The 19,982-nt window shown below is 51.8% G+C and carries 16 protein-coding genes; 9 read left to right on the forward strand and 7 right to left on the reverse strand.

Annotated elements, in window-relative coordinates; translation table 11 throughout:
• The first annotated feature begins 2 nt into the window (after positions 1-2).
• From yehI to FEM44_RS00835, 7 genes are all read left to right on the forward strand, one after another.
• On the forward strand, positions 3-3,635 hold the full coding sequence (gene yehI / locus FEM44_RS00805; protein ID WP_135521950.1) for a DUF4132 domain-containing protein YehI: 3,633 nt from the start codon (positions 3-5) through the stop codon (positions 3,633-3,635).
• 60 nt (positions 3,636-3,695) lie between these two features.
• A complete protein-coding gene (gene yehK / locus FEM44_RS00810) occupies positions 3,696-4,013 on the forward strand; it encodes a protein YehK (RefSeq protein WP_135521948.1) in 318 nt (105 codons plus the stop codon).
• Positions 4,014-4,927: 914 nt separating this feature from the next.
• Positions 4,928-6,016 carry an ATP-binding protein gene (locus FEM44_RS00815; RefSeq protein WP_135521946.1) on the forward strand — a complete coding sequence of 363 codons (1,089 nt, stop codon included), beginning with the start codon at positions 4,928-4,930 and terminating at the stop codon, positions 6,014-6,016.
• A 10-nt stretch (positions 6,017-6,026) separates the two neighbouring features.
• Entirely contained in the window at positions 6,027-8,306 is a 2,280-nt protein-coding gene (locus tag FEM44_RS00820) for a DUF5682 family protein (protein ID WP_135521944.1), read from the forward strand.
• Complete coding sequence (locus FEM44_RS00825; RefSeq protein WP_135521942.1) at positions 8,299-9,435, forward strand: vWA domain-containing protein; 1,137 nt, start codon at positions 8,299-8,301, stop codon at positions 9,433-9,435. The genes FEM44_RS00820 and FEM44_RS00825 overlap by 8 nt, the downstream gene beginning before the upstream one ends.
• On the forward strand, positions 9,432-11,450 hold the full coding sequence (locus tag FEM44_RS00830; protein WP_135521940.1) for an SWIM zinc finger family protein: 2,019 nt from the start codon (positions 9,432-9,434) through the stop codon (positions 11,448-11,450). The genes FEM44_RS00825 and FEM44_RS00830 overlap by 4 nt, the downstream gene beginning before the upstream one ends.
• 106 nt (positions 11,451-11,556) lie before the next feature.
• A complete protein-coding gene (locus tag FEM44_RS00835) occupies positions 11,557-12,018 on the forward strand; it encodes a YehR family lipoprotein (protein WP_130207020.1) in 462 nt (153 codons plus the stop codon).
• A gap of 42 nt (positions 12,019-12,060) precedes the next feature.
• Here FEM44_RS00835 and FEM44_RS00840 read toward each other — a convergent pair whose 3' ends face one another.
• Genes FEM44_RS00840 through btsS form a run of 3 tightly spaced genes read right to left on the reverse strand, consistent with a single transcriptional unit; the run spans position 12,061 to position 14,979 of the window.
• Positions 12,061-12,531 (reverse strand): DUF1456 family protein, encoded by a 471-nt coding sequence (locus FEM44_RS00840; RefSeq protein WP_130207022.1) that lies wholly within the window; start codon positions 12,529-12,531, stop codon positions 12,061-12,063.
• Positions 12,532-12,577: 46 nt separating this feature from the next.
• Complete coding sequence (gene btsR, locus FEM44_RS00845) at positions 12,578-13,297, reverse strand: two-component system response regulator BtsR (protein WP_130207024.1); 720 nt, start codon at positions 13,295-13,297, stop codon at positions 12,578-12,580.
• Complete coding sequence (btsS, locus tag FEM44_RS00850) at positions 13,294-14,979, reverse strand: two-component regulatory system sensor histidine kinase BtsS (protein WP_135521939.1); 1,686 nt, start codon at positions 14,977-14,979, stop codon at positions 13,294-13,296. The genes btsR and btsS overlap by 4 nt, the downstream gene beginning before the upstream one ends.
• A 221-nt stretch (positions 14,980-15,200) precedes the next feature.
• Between btsS and mlrA the strand changes: the two genes are divergently transcribed.
• Positions 15,201-15,935, forward strand: coding sequence for an HTH-type transcriptional regulator MlrA (gene mlrA, locus FEM44_RS00855; RefSeq protein WP_135521937.1), 735 nt, complete (start codon positions 15,201-15,203; stop codon positions 15,933-15,935).
• A gap of 75 nt (positions 15,936-16,010) precedes the next feature.
• Positions 16,011-16,103 carry a protein YohO gene (locus tag FEM44_RS00860; protein ID WP_135521978.1) on the forward strand — a complete coding sequence of 31 codons (93 nt, stop codon included), beginning with the start codon at positions 16,011-16,013 and terminating at the stop codon, positions 16,101-16,103.
• On the opposite strand, the gene yehW is transcribed toward FEM44_RS00860, so the two are convergent.
• Genes yehW through osmF form a run of 4 tightly spaced genes read right to left on the reverse strand, consistent with a single transcriptional unit; the run spans position 16,084 to position 19,820 of the window.
• Positions 16,084-16,815 carry a glycine betaine ABC transporter permease YehW gene (gene yehW / locus FEM44_RS00865; protein WP_135521935.1) on the reverse strand — a complete coding sequence of 244 codons (732 nt, stop codon included), beginning with the start codon at positions 16,813-16,815 and terminating at the stop codon, positions 16,084-16,086. The genes FEM44_RS00860 and yehW overlap by 20 nt on opposite strands.
• Positions 16,816-16,819: 4 nt before the next feature.
• Positions 16,820-17,746, reverse strand: coding sequence for a glycine betaine ABC transporter ATP binding protein YehX (gene yehX, locus FEM44_RS00870; RefSeq protein WP_135521934.1), 927 nt, complete (start codon positions 17,744-17,746; stop codon positions 16,820-16,822).
• Positions 17,739-18,896, reverse strand: a complete 1,158-nt coding sequence (yehY, locus tag FEM44_RS00875) for a glycine betaine ABC transporter permease YehY (RefSeq protein ID WP_135521932.1) — start codon at positions 18,894-18,896, stop codon at positions 17,739-17,741. The genes yehX and yehY overlap by 8 nt, the downstream gene beginning before the upstream one ends.
• 6 nt (positions 18,897-18,902) lie before the next feature.
• Positions 18,903-19,820: a glycine betaine ABC transporter substrate-binding protein OsmF gene (osmF, locus tag FEM44_RS00880; RefSeq protein WP_135489085.1), complete on the reverse strand. Its 918-nt coding sequence runs from the start codon at positions 19,818-19,820 to the stop codon at positions 18,903-18,905.
• Positions 19,821-19,982: the final 162 nt, after the last annotated feature.

The raw sequence follows: 19,982 nt of genomic DNA on the forward strand, positions 1-19,982 counted from the left end.
GCATGGACAAGGAATTACCGTGGCTGGCGGATAACGCCCAAGTGGAACTGAAATATAAAAAAGGCAAAACACCACTCAGCCATCGCAATTGGCCGGGCGAACCGGTGCCTGTTATCACTGAAAACCTCATCCAGACACTGGGTGATGAATTGCTACAAAAAGCTGGGAAGAAAAAAAACATTGTCTGGCGTTATGAAAATTTTTCACTGGAGTGGCAGTCCGCCATTACGCAGGCGATCAATTTGATTGGTGAGCATAAACCGTCAATCCCGGCCCGCACAATGGCGGCGCTAGCCTGTATCGCGCAAAATGACAGCCAACAGTTGCTCGACGAAATCGTCCAACAAGAGGGACTGGAATATGCGACTGAGGTGGTGATTGCACGCCAGTTTATTGCACGGTGTTATGAGAGTGATCCTCTGGTCGTCACATTACAGTATCAGAACGAGGATTATGGCTATGGTTACCGCTCAGAAACCTATAACGAATTCGATCTCCGACTGCGTAAGCATCTCTCTCTGGCAGAGGAAAGCTGCTGGCAGCGTTGCGCCGACAAACTCATTGCCGCACTGCCAGGAATAACCAAAGTTCGCCGCCCTTTTATTGCGCTGATCCTCCCGGAAAAACCAGAAATCGCCAATGAGTTGGTAGACCTTGAATGCCCGCGGACTCATTTTCATTCTAAGGAGTGGTTAAAAGTTGTTGCTACTGACCCTCGGGCGGTGAGCAAACTCGAACGCTACTGGAGCCAGGATATATTTAGCGATCGCGAAGCCAGCTACATGTCGCATGAAAACCGTTTCGGCTATGCGGCCTGCGCCGCCCTTTTGCGCGAACAAGGACTGGCAGCCGTTCCGCGCCTGGCAATGTATGCCCATAAAGAAGATTGCGGCAGTCTGCTGGTACAAATTAACCATCCGCAAGTCATCCGCACCTTGCTGTTAGTTGCTGATAAAAACAAACCCAGCCTGCAACGTGTGGCTAAATACAGTAAAAACTTCCCCCATGCGACGCTCGCCGCACTGGCAGAACTGCTGGCGTTAAAAGAACCACCTGCGCGCCCCGGTTATCCAATCATTGAAGACAAAAAGCTGCCTGCACAGCAAAAAGCTCGTGATGAATTCTGGCATACGCTGTTACAAACGCTGATGGCATCGCAGCCACAACTGGCAGAAGAGGTCATGCCGTGGTTAAGTATTCAAGCCCGGGCATTGCTGAATAGTTATTTATCGGCACCGCCAAAACAGGTTATTGATGGCACCGATAACAGCAATCTGCCTGAAATCCTCGTTTCACCACCGTGGCGTAGTAAGAAAAAAATGACAGCTCCACGTCTTGATTTGGCACCGCTCGAATTAACTCCGCAAGTTTACTGGCAACCAGGCGAACGAGAGAGGCTTGCCGCCACTGAGTCTGCCCGTTATTTCAGCACGGAATCTCTTGCGGAACGCATGGAACAAAAAAGTGGGCGAGTTGTATTACAGGAACTGGGGTTTGGGGATGATGTATGGCTGTTTCTGAATTATGTACTCCCCGGAAAACTGGATGCTGCACGCAATTCACTCATTGTTCAGTGGCATTACTACCAGGGGCGGGTTGAAGAGATCCTGAATGGCTGGAACTCCCCGGAAGCACAATTAGCAGAACAGGCGCTTCGCAGCGGTCACGTAGAAGCGTTAATTAACACCTGGGATATTGACAGCTACTCGCGTTATCGTCCTGAAAAGAGTGTCTGGAATCTGTATTTATTGGCACAGCTTCCGCGCGAGATAGCAGTGACTTTCTGGTTGCGTATCAATGAGAAAAAACATCTGTTCGCGGGTGAAGACTATTTTCTCAGCATCCTTGGTTTGGATGCGCTACCCGGTCTGTTATTGGCTTTTTCACATCGTCCAAAAGAAACATTTCCGTTAATTTTAAATTTCGGCGCCACCGAACTGGCGCTGCCCGTTGCTCGCATCTGGCGACGTTTCGCGGCGCAGCGTGATCTGGCTCGCCAGTGGATTTTACAATGGCCGGAACATACGGCAAGCGCCCTTATTCCACTAGTCTTTGATAAACCCAGCGACAACAGCGAAGCGGCATTACTTGCCCTGCGTTTACTGTATGAACAGGGATATGGTGAATTACTGCAAACCGTGGCAAACCGCTGGCAGCTTACAGATGTATGGCCTGCCCTGGAACAATTACTTAAACAGAGTCCAATAGAGATTTACCCGCCGCGCATTCCAAAAGCTCCTGATTTCTGGCGTCCGACAATGTGGTCCAGGCCGCGACTTATCACGGATAATCAGCCTGTTACTAATGACGCTCTGGAAATTATCGGCGAAATGCTGCGCTTTACCCAGGGTGGACGTTTTTATAGCGGGCAGGAACAACTGAAAACGTTCTGCCAGCCACAAACACTGGCAGCTTTTGCCTGGGATCTCTTCACCGCTTGGCAACAAGCTGGCGCCCCCGCAAAAGATAACTGGGCATTTCTGGCGTTAAGTCTCTTTGGCGACGAAAGCACGGCACGGGATCTGACGATACAGATCCTCGCCTGGCCACAAGAAGGTAAATCTGCCCGTGCTGTCAGTGGTCTGAATATACTTACCCTGATGAATAATGATATGGCGCTGATACAGCTGCATCATATATCGCAACGGGCGAAATCCCGCCCCTTACGTGATAACGCGGCGGAATTCCTTCAGGTGGTCGCAGAAAATCGCGGGCTAAGCCAGGAAGAGTTAGCGGACAGATTAGTCCCATCACTAGGCCTTGATGATCCGCAGGCGTTGATTTTTGATTTTGGTCCACGGCAGTTTACCGTTCGCTTCGATGAAAACCTCACCCCGGTTATCTACGATCAGCAAAACGTTCGCCAGAAAAGTATTCCCCGGTTGCGAGCCGATGACGATCAACTTAAAGCGCCTGAAGCACTGGCTCGCCTGAAAGGATTGAGAAAAGACGCTACTCAGATCAGCAAAGATCTGTTGCCGCGTCTGGAATCGGCACTGCGCAACACCCGACGCTGGTCGCTGGAAGATTTTCATTCTCTGTTTGTTAATCATCCCTTTACACGTCTGGTTACCCAGCGATTAATATGGGGCGTTTATCCGGCAAATGAACCGCGTCGTTTACTCAATGCCTTTCGTGTGGCCGCAGAGGGGGAATTCTGCAATGCCCAGGACGATGTTATTGATCTACCTCCAGATTGCCTGATTGGCATTGCGCACCCGTTAGAAATGCCAACAGAAATGCGTGGTGAATTTGAACAACTTTTTGCCGATTACGAAATTATTCCGCCATTTCGCCAGTTGGCGCGGCGCACGGTACTGCTCACACCTGACGAGTCAACCAGTAACAGCCTGACTCGCTGGGAAGGTAAATCCGCTACCGTTGGGCAACTTATGGGAATGCGATACAAAGGCTGGGAGTCAGGCTATGAGGACGCATTTGTCTATGATTTGGGCGAGTACCGGCTGGTCCTTAAGTTTTCACCCGGTTTTAACCACTACAATGTTGATAGCAAAGCGCTAATGAGCTTCCGTTCTCTTCGAGTGTACCGTGACAATAAATCCGTCACTTTTGCCGAACTTGATGTGTTTGATTTGAGTGAGGCGTTAAGCGCACCTGACGTCATTTTCCATTAAAACACAGCGGGCAGTGATGCAACTGCCCGTTATCAACACGACTTACCAGCGGGGAAAGCGATGATCGTGCAAAAAGAGCTGGTTGCTATTTACGATTATGAGGTCCCTGTACCTGAAGATCCGTTTTACTTCAGACTTGAGATCCATAAATGCTCTGAATTATTTACAGGTTCCGTCTATCGACTGGAGCGATTCCGGCTACGTCCAACATTTCATCAACGTGATCGAGAAGATGCTGATCCGCTAATAAATGATGCATTGATTTATATAAGAGATGAGTGTAGTGATGAGCGGAAATTACGAGGTGAATCACCTGAAATGGTAATAGCAATTTTTAATCGTGAACTACAGAATATATTCAACCAAGAAATAGAATAATATACTCTAAATAATTCAAATTGGTCCGATCCGGCACAACCTCCCAACGGGCAGAATTATAAATCTCACTCACTGAATTGCAATGGAGTGTGGATATGGTTATAATTTATTCGTTGGTCCGAAATGTTGCACTATCAGTAACTTAACATCAAAGTAGTAAATAAAAGAACCTGCCTCACCAGCAGGTTTTTTTATTTTCTGCGATCTACTTTCCAGATATTTTTTGCCAATAGCCCACCATAGATATTCACATCCCGGTCAAATGGTACGTTGAATATAAAATCGATGAATTTATAAATAAAAATGAGTTATATGATGAATTAATAAAAACAGTAATCATTTTATTAAAGGGGGAAGCGGTTTTCCCCCTTAGATGCGTTTCAATTTGCCCGTTACTTCAACAAATCAATCAACCGTAACAGAGCTACTAATAGCTCCAGTACAGCAATGAGCACGGTTAACTTTTGTGTCAGCGTGTCCATCCGCTCTCCTTATTAAGGAGCGCAACACCAGCACCTTACCCTTACACTGCCTGTCGATACTGGTTTACGTATGTTGGACCACGATGTTGCACTCCGGATCAGGGCACCACCTGCAGCACCACCCGTCCGGTAGCCAGGACTTGAAATAGGTTCGATCCGGCGCAACGTCCCAACAGTCAGGATTATAAATCTCATTATCTTAATTGCAACGGGGTCCACCGGTGGTTATAATTCGTTCGTTGGAACACGATGTTGCACAGGCTGCGGTGTTGGGCCTGAAAATAGTAAATAAAAGAACCTGCCTCACCAGCAGGTTTTTTTATTTACTGTGATCTGCTTTCCAGATATTTTTTTGTCAAACAACTAATGCGCCAAACATTTATTGCGCGTAAAATATCGTTTATTTTATTAATACATTTCAGGGATGAATATATGTCACCGCAGAATAATCATCTGCAGCGTCCGCCTGCTGCTGTCTTATACGCCGATGAACTGGCAAAATTAAAACAAAATGATAACGAACCTTGCCCGCCCGGTTGGCAGTTAAGTTTGCCTGCGGCCCGTGCTTTTATCCTTGGCGACGAAGCGCAAAATATTAGCCGTAAAGTGGTGATTAGTCCCTCCGCTGTCGAACGTATGTTAGTCACTCTTGCCACCGGACGCGGTTTGATGTTGGTGGGGGAACCGGGCACCGCAAAATCTCTCCTGTCTGAATTACTGGCAACCGCTATTAGCGGCGATGCCGGATTAACCATCCAGGGCGGCGCATCTACTACCGAAGATCAAATCAAGTACGGCTGGAACTACGCCCTGCTTATCAATCATGGTCCATCAACGGAAGCGCTGGTCCCTGCCCCGCTTTACCAGGGAATGCGCGACGGCAAAATCGTCCGTTTTGAAGAGATAACGCGTACACCGCTGGAAGTGCAAGACTGTCTGTTAGGTATGCTTTCTGACAGGGTAATGACGGTGCCGGAACTCACTGGTGAAGCCAGTCAGCTCTATGCGCGAGAAGGCTTTAATATTATTGCCACTGCCAATACCCGCGATCGCGGCGTCAATGAGATGAGTGCCGCGCTAAAGCGTCGCTTCGATTTTGAAACTGTCTTTCCGATTATGGATTTCGCCCAGGAGCTGGAACTGGTCGCCAGTGCTTCGGCGCGCTTGCTGGCCCATAGCGGTATTCCGCATAAAGTGCCTGACGCGGTACTGGAGTTACTGGTGCGCACCTTCCGCGATCTGCGTGCCAACGGCGAAAAGAAAACGTCAATGGATACACTGACAGCGATTATGTCCACCGCTGAAGCCGTGAACGTGGCCCATGCTGTGGGCGTCCGCGCCTGGTTTTTAGCGAATCGCGCAGGGGAGCCAGCCGACCTGGTGGACTGTATTGCCGGAACCATCGTCAAAGATAACGAAGAAGATCGCGCTCGTCTGCGCCGTTACTTCGAACAGCGTGTCGCCACACATAAAGAAGCTCACTGGCAGGCTTATTATCAAGCCCGCCACCGTCTGCCGTGAGGAAAGATGCATGAGCGAGCCGTTAATTGTCGGCATCCGGCATCATAGTCCGGCCTGCGCCCGGCTGGTGAAATCGTTAATCGAAAGCCAGCGGCCACGATACGTGTTGATTGAAGGCCCGGCTGATTTTAATGACCGGGTAGACGAACTGTTTTTAGCCCACCAGCTTCCGGTCGCTATTTACAGTTATTGCCAGTATCAGGACGGTGCGGCCCCCGGGCGTGGTGCCTGGACGCCATTTGCTGAATTTTCGCCGAAGTGGCAGGCGCTACAAGCCGCACGTCGTATTCAGGCACAAACTTACTTCATCGATTTGCCTTGCTGGGCGCAGAGTGAAGAAGAGGACGATTCGCCTGATACGCAAAAGGAAAGCCAGACCTTGCTGCTGCGTGCCACCCGCATGGATAACAGCGACACCCTGTGGGATCACTTGTTCGAAGATGAAAGCCAGCAAACTGCATTACCCTCTGCACTGGCGCACTATTTTGCCCAACTGCGCGGCGATTCCCCCGGCGATGCACTCAATCGTCAGCGCGAAGCCTTTATGGCCCGCTGGCTTGCATGGGCGATGCAGCAAAATAATGGCGACGTGTTAGTCGTCTGCGGCGGCTGGCACGCTCCTGCACTGGCAAAAATGTGGCGCGAATGTCCGCAGGAAATTAACAAGCCAGAATTGCCCGCACAGGATGAAGCCGTTACAGGTTGCTATCTCACGCCCTACAGTGAAAAGCGCCTTGATGTGCTGGCGGGATACCTTTCCGGTATGCCTGCCCCGGTCTGGCAAAACTGGTGCTGGCAGTGTGGCTTGCAGCAGGCGGGAGAACAACTGCTAAAAACGGTTCTTACCCGTTTGCGCCAGCACCACTTGCCTGCCTCAACCGCTGATATGGCTGCCGCTCATCTGCATGCGATGGCACTGGCACAGTTGCGCGGTCATACACTACCGTTACGCACTGACTGGCTGGATGCCATAGCAGGATCGCTGATTAAAGAAGCCCTGAATGCGCCGTTGCCGTGGAGCTATCGTGGCGTTATTCATCCCGATACCGATCCGATTCTGCTAACGTTGATAGACACATTAGCGGGTGACGGATTCGGTAAACTTGCCCCCTCCACGCCACAACCGCCTCTGCCAAAAGATGTCACCTGCGAACTGGAACGTAGCAAAATCACTCTTCCATCCGACCTGACGTTGAATCGCTTTACCCCCGATGGACTAGCGCAAAGTCAGGTGTTACATCGGCTGGCAATACTCGAGATCCCTGGGATTGTGCGCCAGCAGGGAAGTACACTGACACTTGCAGGTAACGGTGAAGAACGCTGGAAATTAACCCGCCCGCTTAGCCAGCATGCGGCATTGATTGAGGCCGCCTGCTTTGGTGCCACACTCCAGGAAGCCGCACGCCATAAATTAGAAGCCGATATGCTGGACGCAGATGGAATCAGCAGTATCACCACATGTCTTAGCCAGGCGGCGTTAGCGGGTCTGGCGTCCTTCAGTCAACAATTACTGGAGCAGCTCACATTATTAATCGCCCAGGAAAATCATTTTGCCGAAATGGGCCAGGCGCTGGAAGTGCTATATGCCTTATGGCGGCTGGATGAAATTAGCGGTATGCAAGGCGCGCAGATATTACAAACGACGTTATGCGCGGCTATCGATCGCACGCTGTGGCTATGTGAATCTAACGGCAGACCGGATGAAAAGGAGTTTCACGCTCACCTGCATAGCTGGCAAGCGTTGTGTCATATCCTGCGCGATCTGCATAGCGGTGTGCAGCTCCCCGGCGTTTCTCTTTCTGCGGCGGTGGCCTTACTGGAGCGCCGCAGTCAGGCGGTTCATGCCCCGGCACTGGATCGCGGCGCGGCTCTTGGCGCACTGATGCGTCTGGAACATCCCAACGCCAGTGCCGAAGCGGCGCTGGCGATGCTGGCGCAGTTATCCCCGGTACAATCCGGCGAGGCGCTGCACGGTTTGCTGGCATTAGCCCGTCATCAACTGGCCTGTCAGCCAGCATTTATCACCGGTTTCAGCAGTCATTTAAATCAACTGAGTGATGCCGATTTTATCAATGCCCTGCCCGATTTACGCGCGGCGATGGCCTGGCTACCACCACGAGAACGCGGGACGCTGGCGCATCAGGTGCTTGAGCATTATCAACTGGCGCAACTTCCCGTTTCGGCGCTGCAGATGCCGTTGCATTGCCCACCGCAAGCCATTGCACATCATCAACAATTTGAACAGCAGGCACTGGCATCGCTGCAACAATGGGGAGTTTTCCATGTCTGAACTGAACGATCTTCTGACCACCCGTGAGCTACAACGCTGGCGATTAATTCTTGGCGAAGCAGCAGAAACGACGCTTTGTGGGCTGGATGACAACGCCCGGCAGATAGACCACGCGCTGGAGTGGCTGTATGGGCGCGATCCTGAACGGCTCCAGCGTGGTGAACGTTCCGGTGGATTAGGTAGCTCAAATCTCACCACCCCTGAGTGGATCAACAGTATTCACACGCTGTTTCCGCAACAGGTGATTGAGCGGCTGGAAAGCGATGCAGTGCTGCGCTACGGCATTGAAGATGTGGTGACAAATCTCGACGTGCTGGAACGTATGCAGCCTTCTGAAAGCCTGCTACGCGCCGTTTTGCACACCAAACATCTGATGAATCCTGAAGTGCTGGTTGCCGCCCGCCGGATAGTGCGCCAGGTTGTTGAAGAAATTATGACGCGACTGGCAAAGGAAGTTCGTCAGGCTTTTTCTGGTGTCCGCGATCGCCGTCGCCGTTCATTTATTCCACTGGCGCGTAATTTCGATTTCAAAAGTACTCTGCGCGCCAACCTGCAACACTGGCACCCGCAACATGGCAAGTTGTATATCGAATCCCCCCGCTTTAACAGCCGTATTAAGCGCCACAGTGAACAATGGCAACTGGTCTTACTGGTTGATCAAAGCGGATCGATGGTCGATTCGGTGATCCACTCTGCGGTGATGGCGGCCTGTTTATGGCAGTTACCCGGCATTCGTACCCATCTGGTCGCTTTTGACACCAGCGTGGTTGATCTCACGGCAGACGTTGCCGATCCGGTAGAGTTATTAATGAAAGTACAATTAGGCGGCGGGACCAATATTGCCAGTGCCGTGGAGTATGGTCGGCAACTTATTGAACAACCAGCAAAAAGCGTCATTATCCTCGTGAGCGATTTTTATGAAGGGAGTTCATCATCATTGCTGACGCATCAGGTGAAAAAGTGTGTCCAGAGCGGCATCAAAGTGCTGGGACTGGCAGCGCTCGATAGCACCGCAACACCTTGCTATGACCGCGATATGGCCCAGGCGCTGGTTAATGTCGGCGCACAAATAGCCGCCATGACACCGGGCGAGCTGGCATCATGGCTTGCGGAGAATCTTCAGTCATGAATTCACTACGTCCGGAATTATTAGAACTGACACCACAGGCACTGACAGCGTTAAGCAATGCCGGTTTTGTTAAGCGCAGTCTTAAGGAACTGGAAAATGGCAACATCCCGGAAATCAGCCATGAGAACGGCGCTTTAATCGCCATCTTCAGTGACGGTGTCCGTACCCAACTGGCGAACGGTCATGCACTGAAGGAGGCTCAGTGCAGCTGCGGGGCCAGCGGCATGTGCCGTCATCGCGTGATGCTGGTATTAAGTTATCAACGACTTTGTGCCACCGTTCAGCCCACGGAAAAAGAAGAAGAGTGGGATCCGGCAATCTGGCTGGAAGAACTGGCTACCCTGCCCGATGCCACCCGCAAACGCGCACAGGTGTTGGTCGCTAAAGGTATCACCATTGAGTTGTTCTGTACGCCGGGCGAAATTCCCTCTGCCCGTTTACCGATGAGTGACGTCCGTTTTTATTCCCGCAGCAGCATTCGCTTCGCACGCTGTGATTGCATTGAAGGAACACTTTGCGAACATGTCGTACTGGCAGTACAGGCCTTTGTCCAGGCCAAAGCGCAGCAAGCGGAATTTAACCATTTGATCTGGCAGATGCGCAGCGAACACGTCACATCATCTGACGATCCGTTTGCCAACGACGAGGGCAACGCGTGTCGTCAATATGTTCAGCAATTAAGTCAGGCATTATGGCTGGGCGGCATCAGCCAGCCGCTCATCCATTACGAGGCAGCATTCAGCCGTGCATTGCAGGCGGCAGAGGCCTGCAACTGGCGATGGGTAAGTGAATCGCTACGACAACTGCACGCCAGCGTTGATGCCTTCCACGCCCGCGCCAGCCACTATCATGCCGGAGAATGCTTACGTCAGCTTGCGGCATTAAACAGTCGATTAAATTGCGCACAAGAGATGGCGCGGCGCGACAGTGTTGGTGAAGTTCCTCCTATGCCGTGGCGCACGGTCGTTGGCGCTGGCATTGCCGGAGAAGCAAAGCTTGATCATCTGCGACTGGTGTCTTTAGGTATGCGTTGCTGGCAGGATATTGAGCAGTATGGTTTACGCATCTGGTTCACCGATCCCGACACCGGCAGTATTTTGCACCTTTCGCGCAGTTGGCCGAGAAGTGAACAAGAAAACGCGCCTGCGGCAACACGTCGGCTGTTTAGTTTTCAGGCTGGCGCACTGGCAGGTGGGCAAATTGTTTCACAAGCCGCGCGTCGCAGTGCCGAAGGCGAGCTGCTGTTAGCTACCCGCAACCGCTTAAGCAGTGTTGTCCCACTGTCGCCTGATGCCTGGCAAATGCTGGGGGCACCGTTGCGCCAGCCAGGCATTGTGGCTCTGCGGGAATACTTACACCAGCGCCCGCCAGTCTGCGTCCGGCCGCTTAATCAGGTGGATAATTTATTTATTCTGCCAGTGGCGGAGTGTATTTCGCTGGGATGGGACAGCAGCCGCCAGACGCTGGATGCGCAGGTGATTAGCGGCGAAGGTGAAAATAATGTGCTGACGTTATCGCTGCCAGCCTCTGCCTGCGCGCCCTTTGCCACTGAACGCATGGCGGCACTTTTACAACAGCAGGATGATCCTGTGTGTCTGGTTTCTGGATTCGTCAGTTTTGTTGAAGGACAGTTAACGCTGGAACCTCGAGTGATGATGACCCAAACCAGAGCCTGGGCGCTGGATGCTGAAACTGCGCCTGTGGCACCACTACCTTCCGCCAGCGTTCTTCCTGTGCCGTCCACCGCTCATCAGTTGCTGATGCGCTGTCAGGCGTTGCTCATTCAATTGCTACACAACGGCTGGCGCTATCAGGAACAGAGCATCATTAGTCAGGCTGAGTTGCTGGCAATAGATTTAACCGCGACGGGGTTTTATCGGCTGGCGCATGTGTTGAAGCAATTGCGCAATTCGGAAGGCGAGACACTGGCAGAAGAATTGAATAACTGTGTTTTACTCTGCAAACAGTTGTTGCTGATGCTTGAGCAACAAGGAGGAAAAAATGCTTTTTATTAAGAGATCTACTCCATTTCCGGACTGCTCAAGACGAGGTATAAAGAATATTCTATAGCGCCCTGGTGAGAGTCACCAGTTTTTTGATCTTAATAAAATGGAGTTTTACATGAAGGCTTTCAACAAGCTGTTTTCCCTCGTTGTTGCATCTGTTCTGGTTTTCTCTCTCGCTGGCTGTGGTGACAAAGAAGAATCAAAGAAATTTAGTGCCAATCTGAACGGTACTGAAATTGCCATTACCTATGTCTACAAAGGCGACAAAGTGATTAAGCAATCTTCAGAAACCAAAATTCAGTTTGCAACCATTGGTGCAACCACCAAAGAAGATGCAGCTAAGAAACTTGAGCCATTAAGCGCCAAATACAAAAACATTCCGGGCGTTGAAGAAAAATTAACCTATACCGATACTTACGCGCAGGAAAATGTAAATATCGATATGGAAAAAGTTGATCTGAAAGCCCTGCAGGGCATTTCCGGTATCAAGATGGGCGATGAAGATACCAGCAAAGGTGTCAGCATGAAGCAGATTGAACTGGTCATGGCTGCTGCTGGCTTTAAAGAAGTGAAATAATTTGTCGGCGGCCATGTTCTTCGCATGGCCGCCATGCCCGTCTTAGCTTTTCTTCACATGCTGGCGCGCTGCCAGTCCACGCAGAAAATAACGCAAGAATTGATCGCCGCATTCACGGAAGTTTTTATGATCCGGTGCACGCATCATCGCAGTAATTTCCGGCATCGAAACACGGAACTGTTGTTCGGTGAGGATCGCCAGAATGTCATCGGTTTTAAGCGAAAACGCGATGCGTAATTTTTTCAGCACGATGTTGTTATTGATGCGACGTTCCGGTTCCAGTGCCGGTGCGGATTCATCCCTGCCGCGTTTTTCGTAAATCAAACCATTCAGAAATGAAGACAAAACAATGTCCGGACAACGCTGAAAACCCTCTTCGTCTTCTTTACGTAGCCAGACGGCGATCTGTTCCGCGGTGGCTTCAACATTAGCCAGCGCCAGGATACGCACCAGGTCATTATTGTTGGCTTTCAAAATGTAGCGCACGCTGCGCAGAATATCGTTACTTAGCATGAGGCCTTCGGGTGTTAATGAGGCAAAAAGCCATTTTAGCAGTCTTTTACAGGCCAATCGCCTCTTTTAAACTTTTCAGATAACGGCGGCTGACAGGGACGGTTAATCCATTACGCAAAATCAACTCAGCCTGACCGTTATCTTCCAGGCGAATCTCCTGTAAATGCGCGAGGTTAACCAGATACTGTCGATGGCAGCGCAGTAGCGGTGTACGGCTCTCCAGGGTGCGTAAAGTTAATTCTGTGAAGCCCTCTTTCCCTTCCTGGCTGATAACGTAAACACCGCTCATTCGACTACTAACAAACGCCACGTCTTTCATTTGCAGCAAATAAATACGACTATGACCGGTACAAGGGATAAATTTCAGCGCCTGCTGATTTTCCGGTAACAGCGAAACATCCTGCTTGCTGCGTTCCTGTCGCAAACGCACCAGTGTTTTCTCCAGCCGCGCTTCATCAATCGGCTTCAATAGATAATCAAAGGCATGTTCTTCAAAGGCTTTTATAGCGTATTCGTCAAACGCGGTGAGAAAAACAATATACGGGCGATGTTCCGGGTCAAGCATGCCAACCATTTCCAGACCGCTGATACGCGGCATCTGGATATCGAGAAACAGCACATCCGGGCGCAGTTTATGCACCGCGCCGATCCCTTCTACGGCGTTTGAACATTCGCCGACAATTTCAATATCACTCTGCTCCTGCAGAAACACACGCAGGTTTTCCCGTGCTAACGGTTCATCATCAACAATTAAGACTTTAATCATGCCTCGTCCCTCCATGGCAGTCGTAACGTTATTCGGGTGTAACTATCAGGCTCACAGGCGACGCTTATCCCATAGTCATCGCCAAACCGTTCACGTAAACGCTTATCCACCAGATTCATCCCCAGCCCGCTGGCATTGGTTGCCGGTTGATACAAACCGGCATTGTCTTCGATCTCCAGCATCAAATGTTGCCCATCACGTCGGGCGCTAATTGCCACTCGCCCTGTTTCCAGCAGTTGTGATGTCCCATGTTTGATGGCGTTTTCCACTATTGGTTGCAGGGTAAACGCGGGCAACTGCTGCCGGGATAATTCCTCCGGAATAGAAATGTTGACCTGCAATCTCGACTGGAAACGCGCCTTTTCAATTTGCAGATAAGCATTCACATGTTCAATCTCGTCAGCGAGAGTAACAAACTCCGAAGGCCGCTTTAAGTTTTTGCGGAAAAAAGTGGAAAGATACTGCACCAGTTGGCTGGCCTGTTCGCTGTCGCGGCGGATCACGGCTTTGATGGTGTTAAGTGCATTAAACAAAAAATGGGGATTGACCTGGGCGTGAAGCAGTTTGATCTCTGACTGGGTGAGCATCGCTTTTTGCCGCTCATACTGTCCGGCGAGGATCTGCGCCGAAAGCAGTTGTGCAATCCCCTCACCCAGCGTGCGGTTGATCGAGCTGAACAGCCGATTTTTAGCTTCATACAATTTGATGGTACCCATCACCCGCTGATTTTCACCACGCAGAGGGATCACCAGCGTTGAGCCTAACTTGCACTGCGGATGCAAAGAGCAACGATAAGGCACTTCGTTGCCATCGGCGTAGACCACTTCTCCGGTTTCAATGGCTTTTAAGGTATAAGCCGAAGAAATCGGTTTACCTGGTAAATGATGGTCGTCACCAATACCAGTAAAAGCCAACAGTTTCTCGCGATCGGTAATCGCTACCGCGCCAATATCCAGCTCCTGATACAGCACCTGGGCCACCTTCATGCTGTTCACTTCGTTAAAGCCCTGGCGCAAAATGCCTTCCGTCGAGGCCGCAACTTTCAGCGCGGTAGCGGAAAAAGCCGAGGTGTATTTTTCAAACATCGCGCGCTTATCAAGCAAAATGCGCATAAACAGCGCCGCGCCCACGGTGTTGGTTACCATCATCGGCGCAGCGATATTACTCACCAGACGCACCGCATCTTCATAAGGTCGGGCAATCGCCAGGATTATCAGCATTTGCACCATTTCCGCGACGAACGTGACGGCACCAGCGGTAATGGGGTTAAAGACTTTATCGGTACGCCCGCGGCGGATCAGGATGCTATGTACCAGCCCGCCGAGCAATCCTTCGACTATCGTCGAGATCATGCAACTTAGCGCAGTCATGCCCCCCATCGAATATCGATGTAGCCCGCCGGTCAGACCAACCAGTCCGCCCACTACCGGACCACCGAGTAAGCCGCCCATTACCGCGCCTATGGCCCGGGTATTGGCAATAGAATCGTCAATGTGCAGCCCGAACCAGGTGCCCATGATGCAGAAGATGGAGAAGACGATATAGCAGAGAAATTTGTGCGGCAGACGAACTGTGACCTGCATTAATGGTATGAATAATGGCGTTTTACTCATTAACCACGCAATGACCAGAAAAACGCACATCTGCTGAAGCAGCAGCAACACCAGATTAAAATCGTACATACCCGCAAACCACACGTCCCTTTAAAACGCGTAACATACATTGCTCGCGTTCAACTTTCTTTGAACTGTTGCAGAAAAATAAAAAATCGTGAGTACGATCACTCAAAACAACCAGGCAAAAACAAAATCATCCTAATCGAGATCAAAAAACGACCAAAACTACCTGGTTCATAAAAGAACGTCTACAGTTATGCTGGGACCTCGCAAGCAAGGGTGAAACGATGGCGCTTTACACAATTGGTGAAGTGGCGTTGCTTTGTGATATCAATCCTGTCACGTTACGCGCGTGGCAGAGGCGTTACGGGTTATTGAAACCGCAGCGAACAGACGGCGGACATCGCCTGTTTAACGATGCGGATATCGACAGGATCCGGGAGATCAAGCGCTGGATCGACAACGGCGTGCAGGTCAGCAAAGTTAAAATGCTGCTCAGTAATGAGAATATTGATGTGCAGAACGGCTGGCGCGACCAGCAAGAAATGCTGCTTAATTACCTGCAAAGCGGTAATCTCCAGAGTTTACGAATGTGGATCAAAGAGCGTGGTCAGGACTACCCCGCCCAGACGCTCACCACACATCTGTTCATTCCTCTGCGTCGGCGGCTTCAGTGTCAGCAACCGACTCTTCAGGCATTGCTGGCGATCCTTGATGGTGTACTGATCAACTACATCGCCATTTGCCTGGCTTCGGCACGTAAAAAACAGGGCAAAGATGCGCTGGTGGTTGGCTGGAATATTCACGATACCACCCGTCTGTGGCTGGAAGGCTGGATTGCCAGCCAGCAGGGATGGCGCATTGATGTCCTCGCCCATTCCCTCAACCAGCTCCGCCCGGAACTGTTTGAAGGCCGTACGCTATTGGTGTGGTGCGGCGACAGCCAGTCTCCCGCCCAGCAGCAGCAACTCACCAGTTGGCAGGAACAAGGGCATGATATTTTCCCGCTTGGCATTAAATGATTCGTTAACAAATGCGCTTTACTGTACAATCCTTTCGTTAACATAAGGACTGCATTATGCGCATAGCTAACTAAAATTGGGGTCATCGCCCTGTTCCTGTTTATGGCGTTAGGCGGTATCGGTGGCGTCATGCTCGCAGGTTACACCTTTATTTTGCGTGCTGGCTAAGCGCCTGCACCAGCCGTTCAAACAGGCGGTCTACGATGATCGCCGCCAGTGCCACCAGTAACGCCCCCTGAATCACATAAGCAGTGTTAAATCCGCTAAGTCCGATGATGATCGGCGTACCCAGCGTGCTGGCTCCTACCGTTGAGGCGATCGTCGCCGTGCCAATGTTGATAATCACCGAAGTCCGCACACCCGCCAGAATCACCGGCGCAGCCAGCGGTAACTCGACTTTGCGCAGTCGCTGACTACGGCTCATTCCCATGCCTTTGGCAACTTCGGTCACGCTGGCATCAATCGCTCCCAGCCCGGCAAGTGTCGCCTGCAAGATGGGTAGCACGCCGTAAAGGATCAGCGCGATAATCGCCGGTTGCTGACCAAAGCCGATCACCGGAACGGCAATCGCCAGCACCGCGACGGGCGGAAAAGTCTGCCCAACGGCGGCAATAGTTTCCACCATCGGGCGAAATTCCGCGCCCCACGGGCGAGTGACAGCAATTCCGGTACCAGTGCCAATGATCACCGCAAACAAACTCGAAATTCCCACCAGCCAAAAATGGGCCAGCGCCAGGGCTGCAAAACTTTCTTGCTGATAAACGGGCCGTGGCAGTTGCGGAAATAAAGCACCGAACAGCGACTGGCTATAGGGTAGCCAGAAAATCAGCGCAACAAACAGAGCAATGAGCCAGAACAGCGGATCGCGCAACATCTTCATACGCTCACGCCTCCACCAGCAGATCCTGAAAATGCAGCGTGCCGCAAGGCTGGCCCTGCATGTTCACCACCGGCAGCACCTCGCATCCCCGCGCAACAAACAGGGAGAGCGCATCGCGTAGCGTCATCTCTTCTGCCAGCGCCTCACCTTCTGCCCGTTCTTCGCGACGCACGTAATCCGCCACACTACGTAACGAAAGCAGGCGTACACCCAGTTCGCTATGCCCAAAAAACTGGCGGACAAAATCGTTTGCCGGACGAGTAAGCATCGCCAGCGGATCACCCTGCTGCACCACCTCTCCGTTATCCATCAACACCAGATGTTCTGCCAGCCGTAGCGCCTCGTCGATATCATGGGTCACCAGCACAATAGTGCGCCCCAGCAAACGGTGAATGCGCGTCATCTCTTGTTGCAACGCGCCACGCGTTACCGGGTCCAGCGCACCAAAAGGTTCATCCATCAGTAAGACTTGCGGATCGGCAGCCAATGCGCGCGCCACTCCCACACGCTGTTGCTGACCGCCGGAAAGCTGATGCGGATAACGCTCACGCAAATTTGACTCCAGCCCCAGTAGCGCCATTAATTCGTCGATACGATCGTCAATCCGCGCCCGCGACCATTTTTGTAATTGCGGCATGGTGGCGATGTTTTGCGCCACGCTCCAGTGGGGGAACAGGCCAATAGATTGAATGGCATAGCCCATCCGGCGGCGCAGCTCCAGCACTGGCAGCGAGCGAATTTCTTCTCCGGCAAAGCGGATCACTCCGCTGTCATGCTCCACCAGGCGGTTAATCATTTTCAGGGTGGTGGATTTGCCGGAGCCAGATGTGCCAATCAGCACCGAAAAACTCCCTTCCTGAAAATTGAGATTGAGATCGTTAACGGCTTTTTGTGCGCCGAACAGTTTGCTGACATGGCTAAATTCAATCATTACGTTTCACCTTCAGCAGTGCGATAAGCAAATCGAACAGCGCGTCGGTAAGCACCGCCAGAACAATTACCGGGATCACCCCCAGCAACACTAAATCAATGGCACTGCTTAACAGCCCCTGGAAAACCAGCGCACCAAAACCGCCTGCGCCGATTAATGCCGCAATCACCGCCATGCCGACGGTTTGCACCATCACCACCCGCAGGCTGCGCAGAAATACTGGCATCGCCAGCGGTAGCTGAACATGCAGGAATCGCTGCGCCCCACTCATGCCCATCGCTCTGGCGCTCTCCAGCACATCGCGCGGGATCTGATTCAAGCCGACTACCACGCCGCGCACCAGCGGCAGCAAGGCATAGAGCACCAGAGCAATCAGTGCGGGTGTCATTCCGGTACCTGCTATGCCGAGCTTCCCCAGCCACGGAAAGGCAGTAACCAGCGCGGCAAGCGGCGCAATCAACAGGCCAAATAGCGCCACCGAAGGCACGGTCTGAATGACATTGAGCAGAGAAAAAATCGCCCCCTGACGCGCAGTGGAAAAGTAGCACCAGACGCCCAGCGGCACGCCAATCACCAGCGCAGGCAGCACCGCACCAAACAGCAGGGTCAGATGTTGCGCCAGTGCGTCATCGAATACATCCTGACGGTTGGCGTATTCTTTCATTAGCGAGAGATCGTTAAGCGTGCCGGAGTACAGCAACCACAGCGGAATGATGGCAATCTGCATATGCAACAACCAGCGCCACAGCGGATGCGTGGAGATTCGGCGGATGGCATCGCTACAGGCCAGCAATGCCAGCGCCGCAGCCAGCCAGAAACCACTGCCGAGGCTGGTACGCGCCAGCGCACTGCCATTTTGCGCCAGTTGTGCCGCCGCCTTTCCTGCGCCCCACACCAGTAACACGAAGACGAGTTGCGCCAGAATGAGTACAAAAATGCTGCCTTTTTTTGCGGGAATAAAACAGGCTGTCAGCCAGGCGCAGCCAACGCCCACCAGCATCCAGATCGTTTGCGGCCACAGTTGCCACAGATAACGCCCCTCACCAGAGACTAAACGGTTAGGTGCGTAGCTGATAAACGGCAGCACCACTGCTATTGCCATCAGCAACAACAGTAACGTCAGAACAGGATTAATACGTAGATAAGACACGGGAAATTACTTCGTCCACCCTTTTTGTTTCAGGTAGTCGGCAGCCACTTTTTTGGCATCCCGTCCTTCCACTGCAATGCTGGCATTCAGTTGCTGCAATGTTTTTTCATCGAGGCTGGCGAAGACTGGCTGTAGCCACTGTGCCATTTGCGGATACTCTTTCAGCACCGACTCACGCACCACTGGTGCAGGCGCGTAGATAGGTTGCACGCCTTGCGGATCGCTTAAGGTTTGCAGCCCCAGCGCCGCTACCGGGCCGTCAGTTCCGTAAGCCATTGCGGCATTAACGCCAGAAGTTTGCTGGGCAGCGGCTTTAATCGTCACCGCCGTGTCGCCACCGGCCAGTGACAGCAACTGATCCTGACCGAGCTTAAAGCCATAGGCTTTTTCAAAAGCGGGTAACGCATCGGCGCGTTCGATAAACTCTGCTGAGGCCGCCAGTTTGAAGGTGCCGCCCTCTTTCAGATAACGGCTCAGGTCGGCAAGCGAAGTGAGTTTGTTTTTCTCTGCAACATCCTGACGCACGGCGATGGTCCAGGTGTTATTCGCAGGTGCGGGCGTCAGCCAGATTAACTTGTTTTGCTCTGCATCGAGTTTTTTGACTTTCTCGTAGCCTTGCCCGGCATTTTTCCACGCTGCATCGTTTTCATCTTTAAAGAAGAAAGCGCCATTGCCGGTATATTCCGGGTAGATATCAAGTTCGCCGGAAGTAATCGCCCCGCGCACCACAGGTGTGGTTCCCAACTGGACTTTATTGACCGTCGGTACGCCGTGGCTTTCGAGTACCTGTAAGATGATGTTGCCGAGTAGCGCGCCCTCGGTATCGATTTTCGAACCAACTTTAACGGGGGAAGCCGCCTGTAGCGGCAGGCTCACGGCTGCCAACATAACCAGTGAACCTGTCCAGAGCTTTGAGAGTGGCATGATGCTTTCCTCATTCTTTTACTGTTGTTTTCAGCGAATTAAGAGAAAAGCATAGTTGATAATGGCGGGGTTATCCTGAGCGGAAAGATTCAGTTGCAGAATCAGATAAATACTTAAAGGGCATATCTTGCCCCGCGTTTCTTGCCGGATGCGGCGCTACAA

This window comes from Escherichia sp. E4742 (assembly GCF_005843885.1).
Lineage (GTDB): Bacteria > Pseudomonadota > Gammaproteobacteria > Enterobacterales > Enterobacteriaceae > Escherichia.